This window comes from Scandinavium goeteborgense, from assembly GCF_003935895.2.
In the GTDB taxonomy this organism is placed as follows: Bacteria; Pseudomonadota; Gammaproteobacteria; order Enterobacterales; family Enterobacteriaceae; genus Scandinavium; species Scandinavium goeteborgense.
This window is the reverse complement of the sequence record NZ_CP054058.1, coordinates 3,956,646-3,980,661: the sequence shown is the minus strand read 5'-3', so window position 1 is coordinate 3,980,661 and position 24,016 is coordinate 3,956,646. Positions and strand designations below refer to the sequence as shown.

Here is a 24,016-nt window from a genome sequence, read left to right as displayed (position 1 = left end):
TTAACAGCAGCGTACGCCGCCTTCTCCACTGCCGCCGTAGCGCGCTTGCTGGCGCTCGCGGAAGAATTCTTCGTAAGTCATGTACGGCTTATCCGGATGATTGGTCTGCATGTGCTCGACGTAGTTATCGTAATCCGGGATGCCAATCAGCATCTTCGCCGCCTGACCGAGATATTTTTTTGCCTGACCTAAGTTACCAAACATTGTGCCATCCCTATAAGCGTAAAGCCTGACGGATGTGATCCGCCAGGCGTTGTTACCCTCACTTCTTCCTATCCCTAAGGGAGAGGAAGAAGTCAGCGGATTAATGGTGTGAAGAGGTTTTCACGCCACCTTCTGGCACCGGAACATACGGCGTCTCTTTGTCGGTTCGCGCGTCGATAGCGCGAGCCTTCATACAGGTTTTGATGCCGTAGAAAATGATGCTGTAAACCACCACCAGGAACAGGATGCTAAGCCCCGCGTTGGTGTAGTTGTTGATAACGATGTGGTTCATGTTAGCAATCTGCTGGGCCGTCAGGTCTGCGCTGCCCGCAGCAATTTTCTCTTTGTACTGGTTAGCCATGAAGAAGAAGCCTTCCAGCTGCGGGTTAGCACTGAACAGCTTCAGACCGAGCGCCCAGGTGGTGCACAGCAGCAGCCACAGCGCAGGAACCACGGTCACCCAGATGTATTTGGTGCGCTTCATTTTCACCAGCACCACGGTGCCGAGCACCAGCGCCACGGCCGCCAGCATCTGGTTAGAGATACCGAACAGTGGCCACAGGCTCTTCACGCCGCCCAGCGGGTCAACCACGCCCTGATACAGCAGATAACCCCACAGGCCGACGCAGCCTGCTGTCCCGGCGATACCCGCCACCAGAGAGTCGGTTTTCTTCAGGAATGGCACGAAGTTACCGAGCAAATCCTGCAACATGAAGCGGCCCGCACGGGTGCCCGCATCCAGCGCAGTGAGGATGAACAGCGCTTCGAACAGGATACCGAAGTGATACCAGAAGCCCATGTCGGCCATCGGCATGACTTTGTGGAACACGTGGGCAATCCCGACGGCAAGCGTCGGTGCGCCACCGGCACGGTTCAGAATCGACGGCTCGCCGATGTCTTTCGCGGTCTGCATGATTTGCTCAGGTGAAATCACGAAGCCCCAAGAACTGACCGTTGCCGCGGCGTGAACGCTGGCATCTTTCAGCTGTGCCATGATCATCGCCGCGTTTTCGCCACCCATTTCGTGCAGGTTCGGCATGGTGATGCCGAGGCCCGCAGGCGGGGTGTTCATCGCGAAATAGAGGCCCGGTTCGATGATAGACGCCGCCACCAGCGCCATGATCGCCACGAAGGACTCCATCAGCATTGCGCCATAGCCAATCAGACGCGCGTCTTTTTCATTCGCCAGCAGCTTCGGTGTGGTGCCGGACGCAATCAGCGCATGGAAACCAGACACCGCACCGCAGGCGATGGTGATGAACAGGAACGGGAACATCGCGCCTTTCCACAGCGGACCGGTCCCGTCGATGTACTGCGTCACCGCAGGCATTTTCAGCTCAGGGTTGAGGATAACAATGCCGAGCGCCAGGCCGACAATTACCCCAATTTTCAGGAAGGTGGCGAGGTAATCGCGCGGGGCCAGAATCAGCCACACCGGCAGTAGCGCGGAAACAAAGGCGTAGCCAATCAGCGCGAAGGTAATGGTGGTGTCTTTAAAGGTCAGCGCCGGTCCCCAGTACGGGTCGTGGGCGATGACGCCGCCGAACCAGATGGAAGCCACCAGCAGCACGATGCCAATAACCGAGATTTCACCCACGCGACCGGGGCGAATAAAGCGCATGTAGATCCCCATAAACAGCGCAATCGGCACGGTCGAGCAGACAGTGAACACGCCCCACGGGCTTTCGGCGAGGGCTTTCACCACGATAAGCGCCAGTACCGCCAGGATAATAATCATGATCAGGAAGCAGCCGAACAGGGCAATCGAGCCCGGCACGCGGCCCATTTCCTCTTTCACCATTTCACCGAGCGACGAACCGTTCCGGCGCGAGGAGATAAACAGCACCATAAAGTCCTGCACCGCCCCGGCCAGCACGACGCCGGCCAGCAGCCACAGCGTGCCGGGCAGGTAGCCCATTTGTGCCGCCAGCACCGGGCCGACCAGCGGGCCTGCGCCCGCAATCGCCGCAAAGTGGTGCCCGAACAGCACGTAGCGGTTGGTCGGCACGTAGTTCAGACCATCGTTATTGATAACCGCAGGCGTGGCGCGGGTCTCATCAAGTTTCATCACCTTCTGGGCGATGTACAGGCTGTAGTAGCGATAGGCCACCAGATACACCGAGACCGAGGCGACCACGATCCACAGGGCGCTAACGTGCTCGCCGCGACGCAGGGCAACCACCGACAGGCAGAATGCCCCGATGATCCCGATAATGGCCCACGGCACATGCTTGAGAAGTTTTTTCATATCCATAGTTAAAAACCTGGCGTTTATAAGAATGAGTGAAGTGTTACAACGACTTCTGGTGGTATTGATGCTGGGAGCTATGGTGCCAGAGCTTCACGCGCGTCCGGGGCGGAAAATCGGTGAGTGGTTGTATGGGCGTTTAAGCGGTCTTTTGTAGTGGCGAGCGGTTGGAGCGGGTGGGACGTGGGGTTAAATATGTGATTGAGATCACAACGTAATTTTCCCCCTCACGCAACGGCTGAGAGGCTATTCGCTGCGGGTCATAGACGGCGATAGCGAATTGCGCCAGTGAAAATCCATGGCGTATCCGTGAAACAGTAGGAATTTCCTTAAAGTTTTCTCTTTTCAGGCCGAATTAACTGTTAACTTCCCACAGGAAAGAGAAAAAATGTTAACTCGCATCAAAATTGTGACCAGCCTCGTGCTGGTTTTGGTCATATTTGGCCTTTTACAACTGACATCCGGCGGTCTGTTCTTTAACGCGCTGAAACACGACAAAGAAAACTTCACCGTTCTGCAAACCATCCGCCAGCAGCAGGCCACGCTGAACGGCAGCTGGGTGGCTCTGCTGCAAACCCGTAACACCCTCAACCGTGCCGGGATCCGCTACATGATGGATCAGAACAATATCGGCAGTGGCGCGACCGTGGCCGATCTGATGAAGATTGCCACCGCCTCTCTCAATGATGCGGAAAAGCGTTGGGCGGAATATGAAGCCCAGCCGCGCGATCCGCGCCAGAGTGAAGCGGCCGCGCTCGACATTAAACGTAATTACGATATCTATCACGGCGCGCTGGCGGAGCTGATCCAGTTGCTGGGCGCGGGTAAGATCAACGACTTCTTCGATCAGCCCACTCAGCGCTATCAGGATGGGTTTGAGAATGCCTACGTGACCTATTTCCAGCAAAACGATCATCTGTATGAGCTGGCAGTGGAAGATAACAGCAGCTCATACAATCAGGCGATCTGGGTGTTGATCAGCGTGCTGGTCGCGGTGCTGGTGGTGATCGTAGTGGTCTGGCTTGGGATCCACAAAGCGTTGATCCAGCCGCTGACGCGGGTTATCGACAGCATTCGTCATATTGCCGGGGGCGACCTGGTGAAGCCTATCGACGTGCACGGCAGCAACGAAATGGGTCAACTGGCGGATTCTCTGCGTCATATGCAGAGCGAGCTGGTGCGTACCGTTGGCGAAGTGCGTAACGGTGCCGATGCGATTTACAGCGGTGCCACCGAAATCGCGATGGGCAACAATGATCTCTCTTCTCGTACCGAACAGCAGGCCGCTTCTCTGGAAGAGACCGCTGCGAGCATGGAAGAACTGACCGCGACGGTGAAACAGAACGCCGAAAACGCCCGCCAGGCGAGCCATCTGGCGCTGAGCGCGTCGGAAACCGCCCAGAAAGGCGGTAAAGTGGTGGATAACGTGGTGCAGACGATGCGCGATATCACCAGCAGTTCGCAGAAAATTGCCGACATCATCAGCGTTATTGACGGAATTGCCTTCCAGACTAACATTCTGGCGCTGAACGCGGCAGTAGAAGCCGCGCGTGCCGGTGAACAGGGCCGTGGTTTTGCGGTGGTCGCTGGTGAAGTGCGTAATCTGGCCCAGCGTAGCGCCCAGGCGGCACGTGAGATCAAGAGCCTGATTGAAGACTCCGTGAGCCGGGTGGATATCGGTTCAACGCTGGTGGAAAGTGCCGGTGAAACGATGGATGAAATCGTGAATGCGGTCACCCGCGTGACTGACATCATGGGTGAAATCGCGTCGGCATCCGACGAGCAGAGCCGAGGGATCGATCAGGTGGGTCTGGCGGTGTCCGAGATGGACCGTGTGACGCAGCAAAACGCCTCGCTGGTGGAAGAGTCCGCATCTGCAGCCGCAGCGCTGGAAGAGCAGGCGAGCCGTCTGACGCAGGCGGTGGCAGTGTTTCGTATTCAGCAGTCGCAGCTGGCAGCGAAGCGTGAGTCATCAGCCCTGAAAACCAGTGCGCCGGTTCAGACGCTGCGTAAAGCCGCAGCGTCTGAAAACGGTGATAACTGGGAAACCTTCTGACGTTGATAACGCCCGGCGGCGCAGGCTTGCCGGGCCTACAAAATCTGATTGTGTAGGCCCGGTCAGCATCGCGCCACCGGGCAAAAAAGGGGGAGCCGAAGCTCCCCTTTTTACCCTTCCGATTTCACCACTTTGATTTCCACCATCCCAATTCCCAGCTGGCGCGGGGCGTGACCGAGAATGTTGCCCTCGTTGGTGGTTTGCGGGTCCGGCGGGACGATGGTCAGCTGGTTGCTGTTCGTCGGGTTGTCGAAATGCAGCGTGGTGGTGGTGACGTCTTTGCCCAGAGTCAGCGTTTGCTCACTGTTGCCAACGCGTACCGGAATCGGTTTATCTGCATTTTCGCCATAGGCTTTGGCGGTGATCACCAGGTCGAATTTCGGCGGCAGCGGCGTTTTGTACTCAATCTTCACTTCATTGCCCAGCTGCGCGTTAGACCAGCGGCCCCAGCTCTCCGGGCGTGAAATCCCGCTGAACTGTTTGACCTCTTCCGGCGCACCGGCGACGTTGAAAATGAAACTGTCCGCTTTATAACGAATGTCGTTATCGACAATTTTCAGGGTATCGACGTTGCCTTTATAGCGCTCCATGTCGATAACCACGTCTTTAAACGCGGCTTTGCCTTTCCATTGGGCTTTGTCGACGTGCTGCACCTTTTGCTGGCCGCCAAGCTGGCCCTGAGACACGCACCAGTCGGTGGACAGCGCCAGTTCCGGCGCCCACAGCTGGGCCATTTTGTAGCAGCGGTCAATCCACATGAAGTTGTCGCGCGGGGCGAAATCTGCCAGCTGGTAACGCAGCGGGGCGGAGTATTCACTTTCCGGCAGCGGCTCAACGCGGTTATCCGACACCCGCAGCAACAGCGGCAGACGGAAGTGCGACCCGGAGAACGCAATCATCCCTTTCTGCTCGTCGATGGTGAAATCTTTGATCGATTTCGGGAAGTTCCACAGGCGTATAATGTCCGGCTTCCACGCCAGCACTTTCTCTTTCATGTTGAGGAACACTTCCGCCAGAGACTGGCCGGACAGGCTACTGCGCCCCAGGCCGATAAAGTTATCGCCGCCAAGAATATCCAGCACCGTCGCGCCGTTATCCATGGTGCTGCGCTTCACGCCCATCACTTCCTGCTGCGGCTTATCGCCACGAATCACGAAGAACAGGTTGCTGCGATCCTGTTTATTGAGGTAATCCCAGGCGGTGTTTTTCATCGCCAGATGGTCAGACGAGACCACGATCACCGTGTTCTTAAAGTACGGCGAGGCTTTGATTTTTTCGATCAGCGCCGCCACGTGTTCCTGACTGCAGGTCACCGCGCTGAATGACTGGTTGGTTTTCCCGTCAATCTCGTACTTTTTGCGATCGCAGGTGCGGGAGATAAATCCATCCGGGTGATGCGTGTCGACCGTCAGCGTGAACAGCGAGAAACGCTGGCCGGATTTGGACAGCTCTTCGTACTTTTTCCACACTTCGTCGAGAACCGTGTCGTCGTAGAAGCCCCAGTCGTTGCGATAGCTTGGGTCCGGAACGAGAGTTTTCAGCTCTTCGGCGCCGTAAAGATGGTCAAAGCCGTGCGATTGCAGGAACACGTCTTTCCCGGCGAAGCGCAGGTTAGCGCCCTGCATAAAGTAGTTTTTGTAGCCCGAGTTCTTCAGGATGTCGCCGAGGCAAATGTTCTGCGGGAAGAAGCTCGAGACCGAGGCCGAGGCGTTGCCTTCAAACGGCGCGAACAGCGGAATCCCACACTGGGAGGCAACCATGCCGGCGATGGTGTAATCGGTGCCCGGCAGCTGCATGGTGTGGCTGAAATCGATGCTTTCACCTTTGAGCTTACCGAGTTCCGGCGTCAGATTCGGGAACGCTTTATTATCGAAATAGGTGCGCTCGAGGCTTTCACCGTAGATATACACCAGGTTCAGCTTCGGATTTGGAATAGATTTCGACGGCTCTTTATACCAGGCGGCAAAGTCCGGATCGCCATCGCGGGACTGGGATTTTACCAGTTCGGTTATCTGGCGAAACGCCGGACTGGCATCCACTGACGCGAGCGCCAGCCCCAGCGCCAGGACGCTGTAGCCAAGATGATGTGGATGATGGCGACGACGGCGTAACACCCAGCCGAGTCCACCAAAGACCAGAACCAGCGCCAGGACCAGACCAATGCCGGGCAGAATGTATTTGCTGATACCCGCGCCGGTCAGGCTGTTGGTCAGGGTATAGAGCACGGCATCGTTAATGCCGTCGCCGGTGAAATAGTCACTGGCGTAAAGGGTCAGGTTCAGGACCACAAAAAGTCCAAGCACCATCAGGATGGACGCAAACCACCAGGTATTACGTCCCGCTTTCCATGAATAAATCACGACGGAAGCGAGAAACAGAGCAATAGAAACAAGCTCGGACACAGCAAATCCTCAGTCACACAGGCCATCCGCTGACCCGACACTATTTTTTTGACCCTACACTGTAATTGCAGTGCCATATTGCTGCAATTATAGCGTCATTAAAATGTGCGCTGATTCAGATTTGGATTAGAAGTGGGGGATTTTTAACCCGCTCACATCCGGTGTGGGCGGGTGTTTAGCGGGGATCAGGAAAGGAAATTAGCGCCTTGTTTGAGCACCAGATCGCAAGCCTTGGTTTTTACTTGTTTTCCGAGGGCGGAATCACCCAGTGAACTTAGATTCAACTGCTGGCCGTTTTGGGCATTCAGCAGACCCTGAATACCGTCCATATAGTTGGTATCGGCTTTCTGCTCTGGCGCGGTATCCAGGCCCAGTTTATCCAGCACCTGGTTCTTCACGTTTTCGGTGTCGGTCACGGAAGTCAGTTTCTGTTGGGCACAGTAGCTGAGGATCCCCGCCGCGTTGTTCATGTTGTCGGCGCTCAGCGCTTTGCCGCTGCCGTTAAGCAGGCTGGTCAGCGAGGAAAGCGAGTTGGTGCCTGTTGATGAGGTGCTTGAGCCGCTCAGTTCGCTTGCCGCGCTGGAAAGCGTGTCGCTCAGGGAAATCGCAAAGGTGCTGGTAGAGAGCAGGGCGCTGGTCAGCGCGGCGGTGCAAAGAAGACGTTTAGCAGTATTCATAGATTTTTCTCAGTTGACTGAACCCCGGCCAGTATAGCGCTGCCGGGGTTCGGAAAAATCTCAATACTCTTTACCTGTCACGCGGCTGCGGTAGCTTTCCCAGTTGAAAATCACCCACAGGCTGTTGCCCAGACGCATACGGTCCATGACGCGTTCACCCAGCAGCTTATTCATCTCGTCCATGTTGCTGTTGGTCAGCATACCGGTCGGACGTTTTGATGAGGAACGGCGATCGACGATCTGATTGATGATCACTTTCTCGTAGCGCGATTCCGTCTGAACGCCGATCTCATCGATCACCAGCAGATCAACATTACTCAGATCGTTCAGCAGCTTCTCTTCGGTGGTTTCGCGGTTAGAAAAGGTGTCTTTCATGGCGGACATGATATCGGCGACAGTGATGATCAACACCGATTTCCCGCGCAGCAGCAGCTCATTGCAGATGGCTGCCGCCAGATGGTTTTTGCCGGTTCCCGGTTTACCGGAAAAGATGAAGCTGGCGATGTTGCCGTCGAACTCTTCGACGTACTGGCGGGCTTTGGATAACGCGTTCATCTGCCCGTCGCTTTCCACGCGGTAGTTATCAAAAGAACAGTTCTGGTGCAGCGGACGAATGCCGGAACGGTTGAACGTTCGTTGCATTTTCATCGCCCGGTTTTCGCGTTCCAGCGCGGCAGAGCGCAGCTGGCCCTGTTCTTTTTGCCAGGCCAGCAGTTCTTCACCCGTTTTGAATGCCGGTTCAATATGTTTCGGCATCATTTTCTGCAGGCGCAGCATCAGATCACCAACATTTTTCATTATTAACCTCGGAAACCTGGGGGAATTTGATTATCGGGCTCGGAGAGCGTGTTGAGGTCGCGTCTCGGTTGCCCGCTGCTGGCTCGCCCGATTTGCAGACTGCGCGCCAGTTTCTGCTGCCACTGAACGTGATGGAACACTTTGCCTTCGGCCTGCCAGTAGGCAGTAAAAGAGGCCAGCTCTTCCGGCGTGGCGGGCTGCGTCAGCGAGATGCCCCACAACGCGGCCATCCGCTGAAAATCAGCATCCGGCTGCCAGTCGGCATACATGGCAAATTTGCCCATCGGTACGGCAACCGGCGCGGCCGTCGGCTCATCAAAGAATTGGCCATCCAGTACCACGTCGCTGCCTGGTCGGGAAAGTTTAGCCTCCAGCTCAAGCAGTTGCGCCAGGCGTTCGGGCGCGATGGCATAAAACGCCGGTGCGTTATTGGCAAACACCGCGATAGCACCGTTTTCGGCATTGTTTAACACGCCGTCAGGATCGCGCAGAAACGCATCAATCCCAATGACGCTGGACGTTAAAATTCTGGAGGACATGGCAATTACTCAAACAAAACGACGACAGGTATAACATGGGCTGATAGTAGCACAGACCAGCGCGCGGGAGGAGATTCCCCAGGCCACGCGCGGGTAGGTTGATCAGACGCGCGGGCGTTTTCGGTACAGCCACAGACCGGGGATCGATAATCCAATCGACAGCGCACCAACGATCGACGTGGCTTTGAGGAAGTTTTCCAGCAGCAGCATCATCAGGTCGTTGCTGTAGCCGACGTGGCTGATTTTCACCGCCGAGATCATCGCGGTATAGGCCGAAATACCGGGAAACATCGGAATGACCGCGGCGACGGTGAAAATTTTAGGATGCGCCAGATACCAGCGCGACCATTGGATCCCAATGCTGCCCACCAGCATTGAGGCGATAAACGTCGCCCATTCGATGTTCATCCCTGCCAGCATGGTCACCATCCGCGAACTGTGGCCAATGGCACCCAGCAGCGCGCACCAAGCCAGCGCGCGGTGCGGCACGTTAAACACCATCGCAAAACCCACGGCGGGAATGGCAGACAGCAGCATGTCCTGCAACAGCGTCTGCAAAAAATCGATCATACCCATCCGCGCAGCCCCCATAGCGTCATCGCCATTACGACGCCGATACAGGTGGCGAGCGTCAGCAGGCTGGCAATAGCCCAACGCGCCAGCCCGGTATTGATGTGCCCTTTGAACATATCGGCGACGGCGTTGATCAGAGGAAAGCCCGGGACTAAAAGCAGCACGCTGGCGGCCATCGCAACCGTAGAGGTTTGCTGAAACGCGGGTAGGCGCAGCATCAACCCGGAAACGCTGGTGGCCACAAAGGCAGTGATGCAAAAGTTTATCTGCGGGTGCATTGAGCGATGGGTCAGCACCTGGCGGATGTACATGGCCAGCGTGCTGGCGCAGAGAGTGACAAAGGCCCCGTCCCAACCGCCGTTATTGAGCTTACAGAAACAGGCGCAGGAGAGGCCAACCATTGTGACAACCAACCAGCGTGGGTAGCGCAGCGGTTTTATCTGTGAAAAACGCTTATCGACATCTTTGGCATCCAGCAGCCTGTGCTCTGCCATGATCACGATGTGCTGGACCTCGGTCACCACGTGCATGTTGATGCCGCGATCGCTGTTTTTGCGGGTCGTGGTCAGGCATTTCCCTTCCAGAATCGTGGTCAACACAATGGCATTCGAGGAGATGGCGCTTTCCACGCCGTTCATGCCCAGCGCGACCCCGAGCCGAGTTGATAGCTCATCGACCAGCGCGCTTTCTGCCCCGTGTTGCAGCAACAGCAGGGCGCACTGAATACATAACTGGGTGACTTTTCGTTGTTCTGCGCTATCTGCTTCCATTACGACCGTTCTTGGTTAGCTATTGTCAGGTTCTAATATCGGGTTTTACCTGAATGCCGCGTGAAGCAAGGCCCGGCGAGATCAAACAATCTGAACATGACTTCTGCTTAGCGTCTGTTTTTTGAACTGCTCCACAGTTTCACAAGATCGTTGAAAAGTGCACGTTTTGCCTGATTTAAGCCCTTCTTTTTCCGCTCCAGCTTATCAAAAATGCAATAAGACACTTTATAGATACAAAAAATATACAAATAATTAACTATGCTGGAGCGGAACTCATGAAGACGCAGGTCGCGATTATTGGAGCGGGCCCATCGGGGCTGTTGCTCGGACAGCTGTTACACAATGCCGGGATTGCCACGGTTATCCTCGAACGCCAGACGCCGGAGTACGTGCTGGGCCGCATTCGGGCCGGAATTCTGGAAAGCGGAACCGTGGATTTGCTGCGGCAGGCAGGCGTTTCGCAGCGAATGGATGCGGAAGGTCTGGTGCATCATGGCGTGGAGTTTCTGTTTGACGGTGTGCGGATCCCAGTGCCATTGAGTGAGCTCACGGAGGGCAAAAGTGTAATGGTGTACGGCCAGACCGAAGTGACGCGTGACTTAATGGAAGCCCGCGCCAGCAGCGGAGCACCTATTGTGTACGGCGCCAGCAATGTTGAGCTGCACGATATGAAGACGGACAAGCCTTTTGTCACGTTTGAGAAACAAGGTGAAGCCTGCCGAATTGACTGCGATTTTATTGCGGGATGCGACGGCTTTCACGGCGTGTCGCGACAAAGCATCCCGAAATCGGTGCTGCGGGAATATGAAAGCGAGTGGCCGTTTGGTTGGCTGGGGTTGTTATCAGATACGCCACCGGTAAATTCGGAGCTGATCTACGCCCATCATGAACGTGGGTTTGTATTGTGTAGTCAGCGCTCACTAACAAGAAGCCGTTACTACTTGCAGGTGCCGCTCAGCGAGAGCGTGGACGCCTGGAGCGATGAACGCTTCTGGCAGGAGCTGAAATGCCGCTTGCCGTCCGAACTGGCCAATAAGTTAGTGACTGGTCACTCACTTGAGAAAAGCATTGCGCCGCTGCGCAGCTATGTTGTCGAGCCGATGCAGTTTGGCCGACTATTTTTGGTGGGCGATGCGGCGCATATCGTGCCGCCTACTGGCGCAAAAGGGCTGAATCTTGCGGCCTCCGACGTGAACTATTTATGGCGGATTCTCTGCCAGTTTTACCATCACGGGCGCGAAGATTTGCTCGCCAGCTACTCCTCGTTTGCCCTTAACCGGGTATGGAAAGGTGAGCGTTTCAGCTGGTTTATGACTCATTTACTGCATGATTTTCAAGACAAAAGTCCGTTCGACCGAAAAATGCAGGAAGCCGATCGCCGCTATTATTTAGGGTCTCGGGCCGGACTGACGACGATAGCGGAAAACTACGTGGGCCTGCCTTACGAAACGGTCCGTTAATTTTCCCTGCTGCAGGAGTGTGTATGACGCAACAGAGCACGATCCCCGTCTTTAAGCTGTATGGCGAACAGCTCGGTTGGCCGACGCCGGAACTTCTGCATTGCGAATCCATCCATCAGCGTAGCAGCCTTTATGAGTGGCACATCCGCGTGCATCAGCATGCGGAGATGGTGCAGCTGCTGTATCTACATAAAGGGCAGGCCGAAATTGAAATCGAAGGGCAAAGGAAAATCGTCAAAGAAGCCAGCATTCAGGTGGTGCCTTCGCTGTGCGTGCACGGTTTTCGTTTTTCCCCCGGGACGCAAGGCTACGTTTTGTCTTTAGCCTTACCGCTGCTCAGCCAATTCGAAGCGCAGTTTGGTCGCCAGCTTGGGGTCCTGAATCAGCCACATTGCGTCAGCGTAACGCAGTCCCGGTCGCACATACGCACTCTGTTTTCGACGTTGCTGGAGGAATATCAGCAGGACAATGATGCCCGTGAGTTAATGCTGCATGCGATGCTCAGTGCGCTGCTGGTGTGGCTCAATCGCCAGTGTCAGGGGGTGATGCCGACGGAAGACCGTGCTGAACGCCGACGCACGGTGATGCAACAGTTTGCCCGTCATATTGAAAGCCATTATCGGGAACACCTTCCGATGTCTGAATACGCACTGGCAGTGGGGTTATCCGTCACCCATTTAAATTATTTGTGCCATGAATTCCATAACTGCAGTGCGCTGAATGTGTTACACCAACGGCTGATGCTTGAAGCGAAGCGAAGTTTGCAATACACCAGCATGTCGATAGTACAACTCTCTGATTATTTGGGCTTTAGTGACGCGGCCTATTTCTCGAGATTTTTTCGGCGTTATGCGGGGATGCCCCCTAAAGTATTCAGGAAGAATATGAAATAAGCTGAATACATATAATTATTTATTTGATGAGTATTTTTTGACGATTTCACACTGAATGTTAGCCGATGGAGTATTTATTTTTAATATGCTAATGTTGAAAGGTTATTTTGTCCAAAATTGGATTTGTTTAACGTCGTAATTAATTTAATTACAGTCAGGGTTAATGGAAGCGTCCTTAGAATAATTTCAATCATGAATGATTTGGTGGTTTTAATCAATCATGTGAATAATTCTGGAACATAAAAGGGAGGTGTTATGCTCAAGGTATTTAATCGATGTGGCGTGGTAATCAGCAATGTCCCCATCATTCAAGCAGGTCTTTCGTCCATCATGAAAGACAACTTTCCAGAATATGAGGTCAGTTGCCATCATTGCATCGATGAACTCACCCTGATGCAGCTCCAACGAGCGAATTTGATTGTATGCGGTCTGTCTGGCGATCGTTTTCAGGTCAAATCGCTCTGCGAGAAATATTATTCATTGATGACGCAGCATAAAGAATGTCGTTGGATTTTCATGCTGAATCAAACCCATTATTCGCTTGCGGTAGAATATCTATTGCGCCCGGAAAGTATCCTACTTTCTGACGCTGAACCCATTCCTGAACTTATGGCGGCTATTCGCAACCAGGGCTCTCAGGTGCATCGCATCAGTACGTCTCTGTTGGCATTTGAAACTACGCCGATACTCTCTTCTCAGGGATTAAAAACTTCATTGTCCCTCGCAGAGCGTCAGGCCTTGCGATTGCTTGCTAAGGGCTGGGGCGTGAATCAGATAGCCATGCTGCTCAGAAAAAGCAACAGGACCATTAGCGCGCAGAAAAATAGCGCCATGCGTCGCTTGTCGTTGCGCGGTAATGCAGAGTTATATGCCTGGCTCAATAGCGAACAAGGTCTGAAGGAGTTGAATCTCCTTCCCGTATGGGGAGAGCCAATACCATGGAAAAGCGAACCGCAAATAAATACGTCGCTGTCGTTGAAAACTGTGTAATGACGAAAGCAGGGCTGCACGGGCTCTTTTCTTGTTGCGCGGGTTCGTTTTATGAATTACAGGTCTATAAAGACAGCCAGGAATGGTTTGCTCAGACAGATCATCGCTTTTATGACATGGTGATTTACTCTGTCGCAGGCGCACGCGGTTCACGCCAGCAAAGTATTCGTTTTTTTTCCGAGCTTGCTGGTATGCAGCCTGACGCCCTTCGAGTTCTTCTCGCGGAAGATGAAGGACAGGCTAAATTAATTCATCATTTATTACCTGTTCCCTTACATGCGGTATGGTGCAAAACCTCTTCCGTCGAAAAGCTTTTGATTCAAATTAAAAGCTTAATTAGCCAGAAAGAATCGCTGCATTCAACCTGTAAGACGCTTAACGCTATTTCAGATTCAGTCGGATTAAGCCCGACTGAACGCGCCATTCTTTATTATATAGGAAAGGGCTTTTCCATTCCGGAGATTGCCGTTCAAATGGCGCGGAATCCAAAGACTATTCGCACGCATAAATTTAATGCGATGAATAAACTCGGGGTCAAGAACGACACGGGATTGCTCTGTGCGGCAGATATCTTACGTTATCTGCCGTTACAGGCGCTGAATGTGACCTGATGAGACGTATTGTGGGTGAGTTTACAGACAAACGTCGATCCAGGTGGCCTCAGTAAGTTCTGCCAGACGTTCCGGAGAGATGCGTACCGCGCTGTGCGTTGCACCGGCGGCGGGTAACACTTCTTCAAACGCTTTCAGGGAAACGTCGCAGTAGACGGTCAGCGGATTTTCCAGTCCAAAAGGGCAGACGCCGCCGACGGGGTGTCCGGTCCAGGTGACGACTTCATCACAGCTGAGCATCCGGGCTTTGGCACCAAATGCCGATTTCAGCTTTTTGTTGTCCAGGCGTGCATCGCCTTTCGCTACCACCAAAATGACTTCGTCTTTAACTTTCAATGACAGCGTCTTTGCAATCTGACCTGGCGCCACATTGTGGGCCGCTGCGGCCAGTGCCACGGTCGCAGTACTCTGATTCAGTTCTATAATTTCGATATCGGGGGCGCGGTCAGCGAAAAATTGCCGCACGGTTTGCAAACTCATAGTTCTCTCCTGATATAAACGAAATCAATCTGTCACAAGCCACAGAGGCTGTAAATAAGAGGATGAGTATTCCCATCATTTCATGGATTTCTCGATCCCCTTCACATTCACTGCAACCGGTTACAGTAACCGGTTGCAGAAGTGTGTCATGCCGATTAATACTGAATGCGTAACTTCCTCTGTATCGCTAAAAAAATAAGAGCCGTGTATGAAATGTATCTTTATCTGCTGTAGATCGGGCCAACCCCCCGGCATGGTAGTGAACTCACAGTTCGAGATTGCACATCGCGGCACACTAACCGTCGCTGTGCTTACGTCTATCGTTCGTCAGGAGAGCTGCTATGTCTGCTAACCATGCTGCGTTTAATTTGATTTTCCGATTTGTAGAAAACTATATCAGTCCTGTCGCCGGGCGTATCTCGTCCCAGCGCCATGTGATGGCAATCCGTGATGGCTTCATCTCGGCGATGCCATTCATGATTGTCGGCTCGTTCCTGCTGGTGTTTGCTTATCCTCCATTCTCGCCGGACACCACCTGGGGCTTTGCCCGCGCGTGGCTGGACATGGCGAAGCAGTTTGAAGGCCGCATTCTGACCCCGTTCGATATGACCATGGGCGTCATGTCCATTTATATCTGTGCGGCGATTGCCTATAACCTGGGCAGACATTACGAAAAGAGTTTCCAGCTTGATCCCTTCATGGCTTCGATGCTGTCGATCATGGCGTTCCTGCTGGTTGCTGCGCCAAAGACTGATGGTACGCTGCCGGTTCACAGCCTGGGAGGGACGGGGATTTTCACCGCGATCCTTGTTGCGGTGTACTGCGTAGAACTGATGCGCTTCCTGAAGGCTCACAACATCGGTATTCGCCTGCCAGACCAGGTGCCGCCGATGATCAAAAACTCGTTTGACCTCCTAATTCCGGTGCTGGTCGTCGTGTTGACGCTGTATCCGCTGAGCCTGTTCATCCAGAGCCAGTTCGATATGCTGATCCCACAAGCGATCATGTCTATCTTTAAGCCGCTGGTATCGGCTGCGGATTCCCTGCCGGCCATTCTGCTGGCGGTCCTGATTGGTCACCTGCTGTGGTTTGCAGGTATTCACGGGGCAGCAATCGTGTCAGGTATGCTGCAAATGTTCTGGCTGACTAACCTCGGTATGAACCAGACGGCGCTGGCACAAAGTGCTCCACTGCCGCACATCTTTATGGAAGCCTTCTGGACCTTCTTTATCGTTATCGGCGGTTCCGGGGCGACGATGGGCTTGGTGTTCTGTTACCTGCGCAGTAAGTCCGCGCACCTGCGTTCGATTGGGCGTCTGGGCGTCGTTCCGAGCATCTTTAACATCAACGAACCGGTTATCTTCGGTACGCCAATCGTGATGAACCCCGTGTTCTTCATTCCATTCCTGCTGGCACCGATGGTCAACGCCACGCTGGCCTGGGCCGCAATGAAGCTGGATCTGATTGGTCGTGTGATCTCCGTTGTTCCATGGACAGCGCCAGCCCCGATCGGTGCAGCCTGGGCGTTAGGCTGGGATTTCCGTGCCGTTATCCTGGTGGTACTGCTGGCCTGCGTGTCTGCCATCATCTACTTCCCGTTCTTCAAAGTGTACGAGAAGCAGTTGCTGGAGCAGGAAGCCGAAGAAGCACAGCGTTCAGCGGGAGAAACTGAACAAGCCGCGTAAGGTTTAGTTAAGGCAAAACAAAAGACCCGGTCGCGTTACGTTACCGGGTCTTTTTGTATTCAAAGAAGTGATTATTTCAGCATGCAATCGCCACACTGTTGAACGTCCGGCAGACGGTAGCGCTGACAGCAGGTGCGACGCACCAGCAGGCCATCACGCATCACAACGGTGCGCCACAGCGGATTATCCCGCCCATCGGAGAACTGTTTTTCAAAGAACAGATGCTGACGCAAACTGTTGAACTGTTCATCCCCGAGCAGCGTTTTCATTTCGCCCAGACACCAGTTAATGAGATAGCCGGTATTACTCCAGATGAGTTTCCCGTTGATCTCCCCGGTCGCTTCCAGAGCCTCGATAACCGGCACCAGCGTCTGCGTCACCAGGTTTTCCATGCGAATCAGCGAAGACTGCTGAGTCAGATAAGGGTCCTCTTGCACATCGACCCAAAATTTGGCGGCACGGCCCGTTTCGTGAAATTCAACGTGAAAATGTTGCGGAGAAAGACTCAGTGCCCGTTTTTCAGTCAACAGCGCCAGCATCAGCGGCGGCACCTGTAGCCCGATGTACCACTGCGCCCAAAGGGATAACAACGGTTTGTTTTCCCGCGCCTGTGTTGGATTATTGCGATAGATATGATCGGTATACTGCGCGCATAACGTGGTCAGTTCGCTATGGCGGCTCCACTGTGCCAACGTCATTGCCTGATGTGGATGAGGTTCGTCAAGGCTAATGAAATCAAGCAGGTGAGGGCGGTGCTCAGCAAATTTATCCTGCAACGAAGCCGCAAGCCCTTGTTCACGCTCAAAGAGCGGGGCGCGCCAGATAATATCGTCAGTGATCGGTGCAGAGCGGTAGGCCATGAGCGTAGCTTGGATACAAATCTAAATGATAATGATTGCCAATCCTAGCCATAGCCAAAAACAATCGCAACTCTTTTTATGCATCTACCGCACTTCATGCACCCTGTAGCGCTTCGCTGGTCAGAATATTATTGCGTCCCAGATGTTTGGCCTCGTACAGCGCTTTGTCGGCCAGCGCCAGCGCGCCGTCGATATCTTCCCCGTGTAGCGGCGCAAGCCCAATACTGACCGTCACATTGGTCGCGACGTTCAGGTTAAACATGTGCGTGATTTTCAGGTCGTACACACGCTGGCGAATGCGTTCTGCCGTTTCTAAGGCCGCATCCGAAGTCGTTGACGTCAATAAAACCATAAATTCTTCGCCGCCGTAGCGGGTCACAATGTCTCGAGAGCGCACGGCATTGCGTATCGCGGCCGACACCTGGATCAGCGCCTGGTCGCCCATCATGTGCCCGTAGTGATCGTTGTAAGCTTTGAAATAGTCGATATCCAGCAGCAGGACGTAATGCCCGCTGGCATCCAGCGACATCAGCGTTTCAAGGCGGTTTTGTAGGCCACGACGATTATAAAGCCCGGTCAACGGGTCGAGCATGCTCAGGTCGTTCAGGGTCTGACGCTCTTCCAGCAGCTTGTACATGAGCCCCTGGGCAAAGTTATCGTTGCGTCGTTGAATCACACTCTGAATGGAAATGCCGATAACCGGCAGGGCGAAGCAGTACACCATGCGCAGCCACTGGTCGTCATCGCCGAGGGCGAGACAGGTAATCAGCACCGGCAAAGAATGCAAGGTAAAGGCGATGATATTATTAGAAAAAGCAATCGCACCGACAAATAGCACGCTTAATAATGCGATCACCAGATAGTTAAAATTAGCGTTATCCAGTAAGGGCAATTTAATCGCGATATGCCAGGCCCACAGGCAGCCAAAGAAAATGGAGATGGCAGGAATATTGATTTTTTTCTCGGTCCAGGTCCAATGCCCCAGCAGCAATCCGGAGCTGATAACGGTGATCGACACCAGCGGAAGCGTGATCGCCGAAATGGAATACACCGGGCTCAGCATAGAAAAAAGTGATGAAGCTAAATTCAGAAATAAAAAAAGTCGTAATGAAAATTGATATTTTTTAATGCGCAGCGAACGCCAGGATTGTGATGTCATATCAGGAAATCGTTTTTATTGTGTGATTGCAGAAACACTAAGCATCTGGAACGACAAATTTCACACGGGAACGTTTCGCGCGAAAATATCAGTAACACTAATCAATTCGAATAATCCGCACAATTTATCACCTTAAAGCAGCACTGTCACCCGCGTGAAAGTAAAGAGCGCGACGGTTTTCAGCGCGATCTTGCAAATGATAAAAATTATCATATGATATTGGTTATCATTATTGTTTCGAGAGTCAAAACCATGTTGCAGCGGGCGTTAGGCAGTGTGTGGGGAGTGTTGATTCCTGGCGTGCTTTTAGGTGGGCTGGGCTTTGCCGGTCTGTCAGTCGATACCTGGCGAAGTCTGATCGCGCTGGGTTTACTGCTTTCTTGTGTGATGATCTGGCATCGTCAGCTGCGGCATTTTGTGTTGTTGCCATCGGCATTTGCATTGATAAGCGGGATGATGCTGGTGATGATGAATTTGAAACTGATGGGATAATGAGAAAAGCAGGGAGAGAGTAAAGAGAGATAAGAAGCTGGTGCGAGGGGGGGGACTTGAACCCCCACGTCCTTACGAACACTAACACCTGAAGCTAGCGCGTCTACCAATTCCGCCACCTTCGCACAGTCGTCTTATCTTGATATTGTCTCGTTGGTGCGAGGGGGGGGACTTGAACCCCCACGTCCTTACGAACACTAACACCTGAAGCTAGCGCGTCTACCAATTCCGCCACCTTCGCCCAGTGCGAGCAATATCTTACGTGGTATATGGTGCGAGGGGGGGGACTTGAACCCCCACGTCCGTTAGGACACTAACACCTGAAGCTAGCGCGTCTACCAATTCCGCCACCGTCGCATACCATCGACTCTTAAAAAGAATCTTTACCACGGAGGCGCATTCTAGTGGTTTTCGGATTTTCGTCAACAGTTAATTGCAGCAGAATTTTCCGATCGCTGTAAAAATGGGCGCTTTTCGACAGAAAGGGGAGTGCGATGAGAGCGCCCGCAAGTCAGAGCCTGCGGGCGGGGGTAAGCAATTACTTCTTCGCCTGGCGAGTCAACACCGTGCGATAGACCTTAAAGCGGCCTGTCTGGGCAATCACTTCGTGGAAGCCGAAGGTTTCGTCCAGAATTTTTGGATAGGCCAGGAAGGCGTTGGCCACAATGCGCAGTTCGCCCCCGCTATTCAGGTGGCGTACCGCCCCGCGGATCAGCTGCTGAGCGGCTTCAAGGCTGGTCTGCAGCCCGTCATGGAACGGCGGGTTGGAGATAATCATATCGAAGCGGCCGGTCACGTCTGAGAAGACGTTACTTGCCAGCACTTCACCTTCGAGGCCGTTCGCGGCAAGCGTGGCACGGCTGGCTTCGACCGCCGCCGCGCTGACGTCGCACAGGGTCAGGCGCACTTTCGGCGAATGGCTTGCCAGCACAGTGGTCAACACGCCCGCGCCGCAGCCTACATCCAGCACTTTGCCTTTGGTGTGTGGCGTAAAGGTGGAAAGCAGCAGTTTGCTGCCGCTATCCAGGCCATCGCGGCTGAAAACGCCTGGCAGAGTTTTGATGGTCAGACCGTCAAGCTGGTACTCAGCCCAATTGTCTTCGGCGTTGAACGACGGCTGTTTTTCCAGACGACCGTGATACAGACCGCAGCGACGCGCGCTGTCGATTTTATTCAGCGGGGCGAATTCGGCGAGCATCTGCTCAGCGCTGCGCACGCCGCTGCGGTTCTCACCGACCACAAAAATATCGGTGCCAATCGGCATCATCGATAAAATGTTGGTCAGCTGATACAGCGCTTCTGGCTTATTTTTAGGCCAGTAGTAAATCAGCGTATCGCAGTCGGCGACGTCCGCCGCTTCTGCCGTCAGGCTGAAGCGCACGTTCTCACCCATCTCGCGACTCAGGTTCTGCCAGTGGTGATACTGTTGCGTATGGGCGCGGCTAAACGCGGTATCCAGACGAGCGGGCAGGTCATCCTGCAGATCACCGGCAAACATAATGCGGCTTTGTTCGAAATCATCACTGTGGCGCAGCAAGACTTCACTTGCCGGGGTCAATGCAGACATAACGCGTAATCCTCTATAAACGACGGCGGCGATTATACACACTATCTGCCTTCTCTGCGCGTGAGCCTCCTTGCTTTATTGGCGCAAGTTCGACGAATTTGCTATATTTCCGCGCCTGACAGACAGGAGAAACCCGCGATGACATCCCGACGAGACTGGCAACTACAGCAACTGGGCATTACCCAGTGGTCTTTGCGTCGTCCTGCGGTTTTACAGGGCGAAATCGCTATCTCTCTGCCTGACCATATTCGTCTGGTGATGGTGGCGCAAACGCTGCCACCGCTGACCGAACCGCTGGTGAACGATATCCTCCGTGCGCTGGCCGTCACGCCGGATCAGGTATTACAGCTGACGCCAGAGCGCGTCGCCATGCTGCCTGAGGGCGGTCGTTGTAACAGTTGGCGTCTTGGTGAAAGTGAACCGGTCGCGCTGGAAGGCGCGCAGGTCATCAGCCCGACATTCGAACAATTGCAGTCCAGCGCGACGGCCCGCGCCGAACTCTGGCAACAAATTTGCGCCCATGAACACGATTTCTTCCCTAAGCCAGACTGATTTATCCCGTGCCCTGCTGATTGAGCAGCGCGCTCACGCTTTCCCGTGGAGCGAGCAAACCCTCGCCAGCAATCAGGGCGAGCGTTATCTCAACCTGCAGCTGACGGTAGACGGCGAAATGGCGGCCTTCGCCATCACACAAATCGTGCTCGACGAAGCCACGCTGTTCAACATCGCCGTTGATCCGGCGTATCAGCGCCGAGGGCTAGGCCGGGAATTGCTCGAACAGGTTATCGACGAAGTAGAAAAACGCGGCGTGGTCACGCTGTGGCTGGAAGTTCGCGCCTCGAACGTCGCCGCCATCGCACTGTATGAAAGCCTCGGCTTCAACGAGGCGACGATTCGACGCAACTACTATCCGACCGCGGAAGGGCGTGAAGACGCACTCATAATGGCACTGCCAATCAGTATGTAAGACAAGGGTTTACGATGAAGATGTGGGACTGGATTTTCTTTGATGCTGACGAAACACTGTTTACTTTCGATTCGTTCAGCGGCTTACAGCGGATGTTTCTTGATTATAGCGTGACCTTCACCGCAGAAGATTTCCAGGACTATCAGGCCGTGAACAAGCCGCTGTGGGTCGATTATCAGAACGGGGCTATCTCCTCGTTACAGCTTCAGCATCAGCGTTTTGAAAGCTGGGCTTCACGCCTGAACGTCAACGCGGGTGACTTGAACGACGCCTTTATGAATGCGATGGCTGAGATCTGCGCCCCGCTGCCGGGTGCCATTTCACTGCTGAATTCCCTGCAGGGGAAAGTGAAAATGGGCATCATCACTAACGGCTTTACCGCGTTGCAGCAAATCCGCTTAGAGCGTACCGGTCTTCGCGATCATTTTGATTTACTGATTATTTCTGAAGAAGTGGGCGTGGCAAAACCTGACGCGCGCATTTTTGACCATGCGCTTGAACGCGCGGGCAACCCGGATCGTTCACGGGTGCTGATGGTAGGCGATACCGCAGCATCGGACATTCTGGGTGGCATGAACGCCGGTCTATCTACCTGCTGGTTGAATGCACATCGGCAGGAATTGCCGTCGCACATCAAACCGACCTGGACAGTGACATCACTTGCTGAGCTGGAGCAACTCCTGTGTAAACATTGATTGTCAGCCCCCGGCTAACGGGTAAAATAGCCGCAATTTCGTATTTAACATGCGCGGTTTGCTGCCGCGTTTAAAGAAGAAGAACTGACTATGACGTTGTCTCCTTATTTGCAAGAGGTGGCGAAGCGCCGCACTTTTGCCATCATCTCCCACCCGGATGCCGGTAAAACGACCATCACCGAAAAGGTGCTGCTGTTCGGACAGGCCATTCAGACCGCCGGTACGGTAAAAGGCCGTGGTTCCAGCCAGCATGCGAAATCTGACTGGATGGAGATGGAAAAACAGCGTGGTATCTCCATTACCACCTCTGTGATGCAGTTCCCGTATCATGACTGCCTGATTAACCTGCTGGACACCCCGGGGCACGAAGACTTCTCCGAAGATACGTATCGTACCCTGACCGCGGTGGACTGCTGTTTGATGGTTATCGATGCCGCGAAAGGCGTCGAAGATCGTACCCGTAAGCTGATGGAAGTCACCCGTCTGCGCGATACGCCGATCCTGACCTTCATGAACAAACTCGACCGCGATATTCGTGACCCGATGGAAGTGCTGGATGAAGTGGAAAGCGAGCTGAAAATTGCCTGCGCACCCATCACCTGGCCTATTGGCTGCGGCAAGCTGTTCAAAGGCGTTTACCATCTCTATAAAGATGAAACCTATCTGTACCAGACCGGTAAAGGCCACACGATTCAGGACGTGCGTATCGTTAAAGGGCTGAACAACCCGGAACTCGATACTGCTGTCGGTGAAGATTTGGCCGCACAGCTGCGTGACGAACTCGAGCTGGTGCAGGGCGCATCGAATGAATTTGACCAGGAGCTGTTCCTGGCCGGTGAAATCACCCCGGTATTCTTCGGGACCGCACTCGGCAACTTCGGCGTAGACCACATGCTCGACGGTCTGGTGGAATGGGCGCCCGCGCCGATGCCGCGTAAATCCGACACCCGTGAAGTGGAAGCGAAAGAAGAGAAGTTCTCCGGCTTCGTCTTTAAAATTCAGGCCAACATGGACCCGAAACACCGTGACCGCGTGGCGTTCATGCGAGTGGTTTCCGGGCGCTATGAGAAAGGCATGAAGCTGCGCCAGGTGCGCACCGGTAAAGACGTGGTGATTTCCGACGCGCTGACCTTCATGGCGGGCGACCGTTCGCACGTGGAAGAAGCGTTCCCGGGCGATATCATCGGTCTGCACAACCACGGCACTATTCAGATTGGCGACACCTTCACCCAGGGTGAAATGATGAAGTTCACCGGCATCCCGAACTTCGCCCCTGAGTTGTTCCGTCGTATTCGCCTCAAAGATCCACTGAAGCAGAAACAGCTGCTCAAAGGTCTGGTACAGCTTTCCGAAGAAGGCGCGGTTCAGGTCTTCCGTCCGATTGCCAACAACGATCTGATCGTCGGCGCGGTCGGTGTGCTGCAGTTCGACGTGGTGGTTGCGCGTCTGAAGAGCGAGTACAACGTCGAAGCGATTTACGAATCGGTGAACGTGGCCACGGCCCGTTGGGTTGAAAGCACGGATGTGAAGAAGTTCGAGGAGTTCAAGCGTAAGAACGAAATCCAGCTGGCACTCGATGGCGGTGACAACCTCACCTACATCGCCCCAACCATGGTTAACCTCAATCTGACCCAGGAACGTTACCCAGAGGTTCTGTTCCGCAAAACCCGCGAGCACTAATCCCCTCCAGAGCACGGCCCACGCCGTGCTCTGTCACTTTCCCTCCTTATTGATTCCCTTGCAGAAAGTTCTTAAATGAGCCCGATCACGCCCTAAAACGCCACTTTTTGGCCGTTTGCTCGGGCGAGTTAGAAATTGTTGGCTATATTTAACAAAGTGATGACAAGGTTGCTGGCTTAATCCGCTAATCAACACGTGTTAAATAGCGTA

At 53.9% G+C, this 24,016-nt stretch carries 23 protein-coding genes and 3 tRNA genes; 11 read left to right on the top strand and 15 right to left on the bottom strand.

The features are described 5' to 3' along the window. Both A8O29_RS19805 and A8O29_RS19800 read right to left on the bottom strand, forming a co-directional pair. Positions 1-204, bottom strand: coding sequence for a YbdD/YjiX family protein (locus A8O29_RS19805; RefSeq protein ID WP_110510653.1), 204 nt, complete (start codon positions 202-204; stop codon positions 1-3). 100 nt (positions 205-304) lie between these two features. Further along, positions 305-2,458 carry a carbon starvation CstA family protein gene (locus A8O29_RS19800; RefSeq protein ID WP_133460927.1) on the bottom strand — a complete coding sequence of 718 codons (2,154 nt, stop codon included), beginning with the start codon at positions 2,456-2,458 and terminating at the stop codon, positions 305-307. Between the two features lie 382 nt (positions 2,459-2,840). Here A8O29_RS19800 and tsr point away from each other — a divergent pair, with 382 nt between their 5' ends. Continuing rightward, the gene (tsr, locus tag A8O29_RS19795) at positions 2,841-4,508 is read left to right on the top strand and encodes a methyl-accepting chemotaxis protein (RefSeq protein WP_174081402.1); all 1,668 of its coding nucleotides are present in this window, start codon (positions 2,841-2,843) and stop codon (positions 4,506-4,508) included. A 110-nt stretch (positions 4,509-4,618) separates the two neighbouring features. Here tsr and opgB read toward each other — a convergent pair whose 3' ends face one another. From opgB to A8O29_RS19765, 6 genes are all read right to left on the bottom strand, one after another. Continuing rightward, on the bottom strand, positions 4,619-6,910 hold the full coding sequence (gene opgB, locus A8O29_RS19790; RefSeq protein ID WP_159466529.1) for a phosphatidylglycerol--membrane-oligosaccharide glycerophosphotransferase: 2,292 nt from the start codon (positions 6,908-6,910) through the stop codon (positions 4,619-4,621). 185 nt (positions 6,911-7,095) lie between these two features. Then, positions 7,096-7,587, bottom strand: coding sequence for a YjjA family protein (locus tag A8O29_RS19785; protein ID WP_125355146.1), 492 nt, complete (start codon positions 7,585-7,587; stop codon positions 7,096-7,098). Between the two features lie 60 nt (positions 7,588-7,647). After that, complete coding sequence (dnaC, locus tag A8O29_RS19780; protein ID WP_110510658.1) at positions 7,648-8,385, bottom strand: replicative helicase loader DnaC; 738 nt, start codon at positions 8,383-8,385, stop codon at positions 7,648-7,650. A 2-nt stretch (positions 8,386-8,387) separates the two neighbouring features. Beyond that, positions 8,388-8,924, bottom strand: a complete 537-nt coding sequence (gene dnaT, locus A8O29_RS19775) for a primosomal protein DnaT (protein ID WP_125355147.1) — start codon at positions 8,922-8,924, stop codon at positions 8,388-8,390. Positions 8,925-9,026: 102 nt separating this feature from the next. Further along, complete coding sequence (locus A8O29_RS19770) at positions 9,027-9,500, bottom strand: threonine/serine exporter (RefSeq protein ID WP_125355148.1); 474 nt, start codon at positions 9,498-9,500, stop codon at positions 9,027-9,029. Continuing rightward, a complete protein-coding gene (locus A8O29_RS19765) occupies positions 9,491-10,267 on the bottom strand; it encodes a threonine/serine exporter family protein (RefSeq protein ID WP_125355149.1) in 777 nt (258 codons plus the stop codon). The genes A8O29_RS19770 and A8O29_RS19765 overlap by 10 nt, the downstream gene beginning before the upstream one ends. A gap of 275 nt (positions 10,268-10,542) precedes the next feature. On the opposite strand from A8O29_RS19765, the gene pobA reads away from it, so the two are divergent. From pobA to bglJ, 4 genes are all read left to right on the top strand, one after another. Further along, a complete protein-coding gene (gene pobA / locus A8O29_RS19760; protein WP_125355150.1) occupies positions 10,543-11,727 on the top strand; it encodes a 4-hydroxybenzoate 3-monooxygenase in 1,185 nt (394 codons plus the stop codon). A 23-nt stretch (positions 11,728-11,750) separates the two neighbouring features. Then, the gene (locus A8O29_RS19755) at positions 11,751-12,620 is read left to right on the top strand and encodes a helix-turn-helix domain-containing protein (RefSeq protein ID WP_125355151.1); all 870 of its coding nucleotides are present in this window, start codon (positions 11,751-11,753) and stop codon (positions 12,618-12,620) included. 255 nt (positions 12,621-12,875) lie between these two features. Further along, positions 12,876-13,610 carry a helix-turn-helix transcriptional regulator gene (locus A8O29_RS19750; RefSeq protein WP_125355152.1) on the top strand — a complete coding sequence of 245 codons (735 nt, stop codon included), beginning with the start codon at positions 12,876-12,878 and terminating at the stop codon, positions 13,608-13,610. After that, the gene (gene bglJ, locus A8O29_RS19745; RefSeq protein ID WP_168713889.1) at positions 13,559-14,221 is read left to right on the top strand and encodes a DNA-binding transcriptional activator BglJ; all 663 of its coding nucleotides are present in this window, start codon (positions 13,559-13,561) and stop codon (positions 14,219-14,221) included. The genes A8O29_RS19750 and bglJ overlap by 52 nt, the downstream gene beginning before the upstream one ends. A 21-nt stretch (positions 14,222-14,242) precedes the next feature. Here the strand turns inward: bglJ and A8O29_RS19740 are convergent, their stop codons facing one another. Further along, positions 14,243-14,701, bottom strand: coding sequence for a YbaK/EbsC family protein (locus A8O29_RS19740; RefSeq protein WP_110510666.1), 459 nt, complete (start codon positions 14,699-14,701; stop codon positions 14,243-14,245). Between the two features lie 341 nt (positions 14,702-15,042). Here A8O29_RS19740 and A8O29_RS19735 point away from each other — a divergent pair, with 341 nt between their 5' ends. Beyond that, entirely contained in the window at positions 15,043-16,386 is a 1,344-nt protein-coding gene (locus A8O29_RS19735) for a PTS sugar transporter subunit IIC (protein ID WP_125355154.1), read from the top strand. Positions 16,387-16,457: 71 nt separating this feature from the next. Here the strand turns inward: A8O29_RS19735 and fhuF are convergent, their stop codons facing one another. Further along, positions 16,458-17,246: a siderophore-iron reductase FhuF gene (fhuF, locus tag A8O29_RS19730; RefSeq protein WP_125355155.1), complete on the bottom strand. Its 789-nt coding sequence runs from the start codon at positions 17,244-17,246 to the stop codon at positions 16,458-16,460. Positions 17,247-17,340: 94 nt separating this feature from the next. Continuing rightward, complete coding sequence (locus A8O29_RS19725; RefSeq protein ID WP_174081401.1) at positions 17,341-18,405, bottom strand: GGDEF domain-containing protein; 1,065 nt, start codon at positions 18,403-18,405, stop codon at positions 17,341-17,343. A gap of 252 nt (positions 18,406-18,657) precedes the next feature. Between A8O29_RS19725 and A8O29_RS19720 the strand changes: the two genes are divergently transcribed. After that, positions 18,658-18,897 (top strand): DUF1435 family protein, encoded by a 240-nt coding sequence (locus A8O29_RS19720; RefSeq protein WP_125355156.1) that lies wholly within the window; start codon positions 18,658-18,660, stop codon positions 18,895-18,897. A gap of 38 nt (positions 18,898-18,935) precedes the next feature. On the opposite strand, the gene A8O29_RS19715 is transcribed toward A8O29_RS19720, so the two are convergent. From A8O29_RS19715 to rsmC, 4 genes are all read right to left on the bottom strand, one after another. Further along, positions 18,936-19,022, bottom strand: a tRNA-Leu gene (locus A8O29_RS19715). A 29-nt stretch (positions 19,023-19,051) separates the two neighbouring features. After that, positions 19,052-19,138: transfer RNA gene (locus A8O29_RS19710), tRNA-Leu, on the bottom strand. 29 nt (positions 19,139-19,167) lie between these two features. Continuing rightward, a tRNA-Leu gene (locus A8O29_RS19705) sits at positions 19,168-19,254 on the bottom strand. A gap of 181 nt (positions 19,255-19,435) precedes the next feature. Beyond that, positions 19,436-20,464 carry a 16S rRNA (guanine(1207)-N(2))-methyltransferase RsmC gene (gene rsmC / locus A8O29_RS19700; protein ID WP_125354041.1) on the bottom strand — a complete coding sequence of 343 codons (1,029 nt, stop codon included), beginning with the start codon at positions 20,462-20,464 and terminating at the stop codon, positions 19,436-19,438. 138 nt (positions 20,465-20,602) lie between these two features. Between rsmC and A8O29_RS19695 the strand changes: the two genes are divergently transcribed. The 4 genes from A8O29_RS19695 (at position 20,603) to prfC (ending at position 23,806) form a co-directional block, all read left to right on the top strand. Next, complete coding sequence (locus A8O29_RS19695; protein ID WP_110510672.1) at positions 20,603-21,016, top strand: DNA polymerase III subunit psi; 414 nt, start codon at positions 20,603-20,605, stop codon at positions 21,014-21,016. Then, positions 20,985-21,431, top strand: coding sequence for a ribosomal protein S18-alanine N-acetyltransferase (rimI, locus tag A8O29_RS19690; protein ID WP_125354040.1), 447 nt, complete (start codon positions 20,985-20,987; stop codon positions 21,429-21,431). The genes A8O29_RS19695 and rimI overlap by 32 nt, the downstream gene beginning before the upstream one ends. Positions 21,432-21,445: 14 nt before the next feature. After that, entirely contained in the window at positions 21,446-22,126 is a 681-nt protein-coding gene (yjjG, locus tag A8O29_RS19685) for a pyrimidine 5'-nucleotidase (protein ID WP_125354039.1), read from the top strand. A gap of 90 nt (positions 22,127-22,216) precedes the next feature. Next, positions 22,217-23,806 (top strand): peptide chain release factor 3, encoded by a 1,590-nt coding sequence (gene prfC / locus A8O29_RS19680; RefSeq protein WP_110510675.1) that lies wholly within the window; start codon positions 22,217-22,219, stop codon positions 23,804-23,806. Positions 23,807-24,016 lie beyond the last annotated feature (210 nt).

What these genes read in the sequence shown, in the direction of transcription:
- tsr (WP_174081402.1), top strand. Translation starts at nt 2,841, where the DNA reads ATGTTAACTCGCATCAAAATTGTGACCAGCCTCGTGCTGGTTTTGGTC.
- prfC (WP_110510675.1), top strand. Translation starts at nt 22,217, where the DNA reads ATGACGTTGTCTCCTTATTTGCAAGAGGTGGCGAAGCGCCGCACTTTT.
- dnaT (WP_125355147.1), bottom strand. Translation starts at nt 8,924, where the DNA reads ATGTCCTCCAGAATTTTAACGTCCAGCGTCATTGGGATTGATGCGTTT.
- yjjG (WP_125354039.1), top strand. Translation starts at nt 21,446, where the DNA reads ATGAAGATGTGGGACTGGATTTTCTTTGATGCTGACGAAACACTGTTT.
- bglJ (WP_168713889.1), top strand. Translation starts at nt 13,559, where the DNA reads ATGGAAAAGCGAACCGCAAATAAATACGTCGCTGTCGTTGAAAACTGT.
- A8O29_RS19800 (WP_133460927.1), bottom strand. Translation starts at nt 2,458, where the DNA reads ATGGATATGAAAAAACTTCTCAAGCATGTGCCGTGGGCCATTATCGGG.
- A8O29_RS19765 (WP_125355149.1), bottom strand. Translation starts at nt 10,267, where the DNA reads ATGGAAGCAGATAGCGCAGAACAACGAAAAGTCACCCAGTTATGTATT.
- A8O29_RS19750 (WP_125355152.1), top strand. Translation starts at nt 12,876, where the DNA reads ATGCTCAAGGTATTTAATCGATGTGGCGTGGTAATCAGCAATGTCCCC.
- A8O29_RS19720 (WP_125355156.1), top strand. Translation starts at nt 18,658, where the DNA reads ATGTTGCAGCGGGCGTTAGGCAGTGTGTGGGGAGTGTTGATTCCTGGC.
- rimI (WP_125354040.1), top strand. Translation starts at nt 20,985, where the DNA reads ATGAACACGATTTCTTCCCTAAGCCAGACTGATTTATCCCGTGCCCTG.
- A8O29_RS19785 (WP_125355146.1), bottom strand. Translation starts at nt 7,587, where the DNA reads ATGAATACTGCTAAACGTCTTCTTTGCACCGCCGCGCTGACCAGCGCC.
- A8O29_RS19725 (WP_174081401.1), bottom strand. Translation starts at nt 18,405, where the DNA reads ATGACATCACAATCCTGGCGTTCGCTGCGCATTAAAAAATATCAATTT.
- pobA (WP_125355150.1), top strand. Translation starts at nt 10,543, where the DNA reads ATGAAGACGCAGGTCGCGATTATTGGAGCGGGCCCATCGGGGCTGTTG.
- dnaC (WP_110510658.1), bottom strand. Translation starts at nt 8,385, where the DNA reads ATGAAAAATGTTGGTGATCTGATGCTGCGCCTGCAGAAAATGATGCCG.
- A8O29_RS19735 (WP_125355154.1), top strand. Translation starts at nt 15,043, where the DNA reads ATGTCTGCTAACCATGCTGCGTTTAATTTGATTTTCCGATTTGTAGAA.
- A8O29_RS19770 (WP_125355148.1), bottom strand. Translation starts at nt 9,500, where the DNA reads ATGGGTATGATCGATTTTTTGCAGACGCTGTTGCAGGACATGCTGCTG.
- A8O29_RS19695 (WP_110510672.1), top strand. Translation starts at nt 20,603, where the DNA reads ATGACATCCCGACGAGACTGGCAACTACAGCAACTGGGCATTACCCAG.
- fhuF (WP_125355155.1), bottom strand. Translation starts at nt 17,246, where the DNA reads ATGGCCTACCGCTCTGCACCGATCACTGACGATATTATCTGGCGCGCC.
- A8O29_RS19740 (WP_110510666.1), bottom strand. Translation starts at nt 14,701, where the DNA reads ATGAGTTTGCAAACCGTGCGGCAATTTTTCGCTGACCGCGCCCCCGAT.
- rsmC (WP_125354041.1), bottom strand. Translation starts at nt 20,464, where the DNA reads ATGTCTGCATTGACCCCGGCAAGTGAAGTCTTGCTGCGCCACAGTGAT.
- A8O29_RS19805 (WP_110510653.1), bottom strand. Translation starts at nt 204, where the DNA reads ATGTTTGGTAACTTAGGTCAGGCAAAAAAATATCTCGGTCAGGCGGCG.
- A8O29_RS19755 (WP_125355151.1), top strand. Translation starts at nt 11,751, where the DNA reads ATGACGCAACAGAGCACGATCCCCGTCTTTAAGCTGTATGGCGAACAG.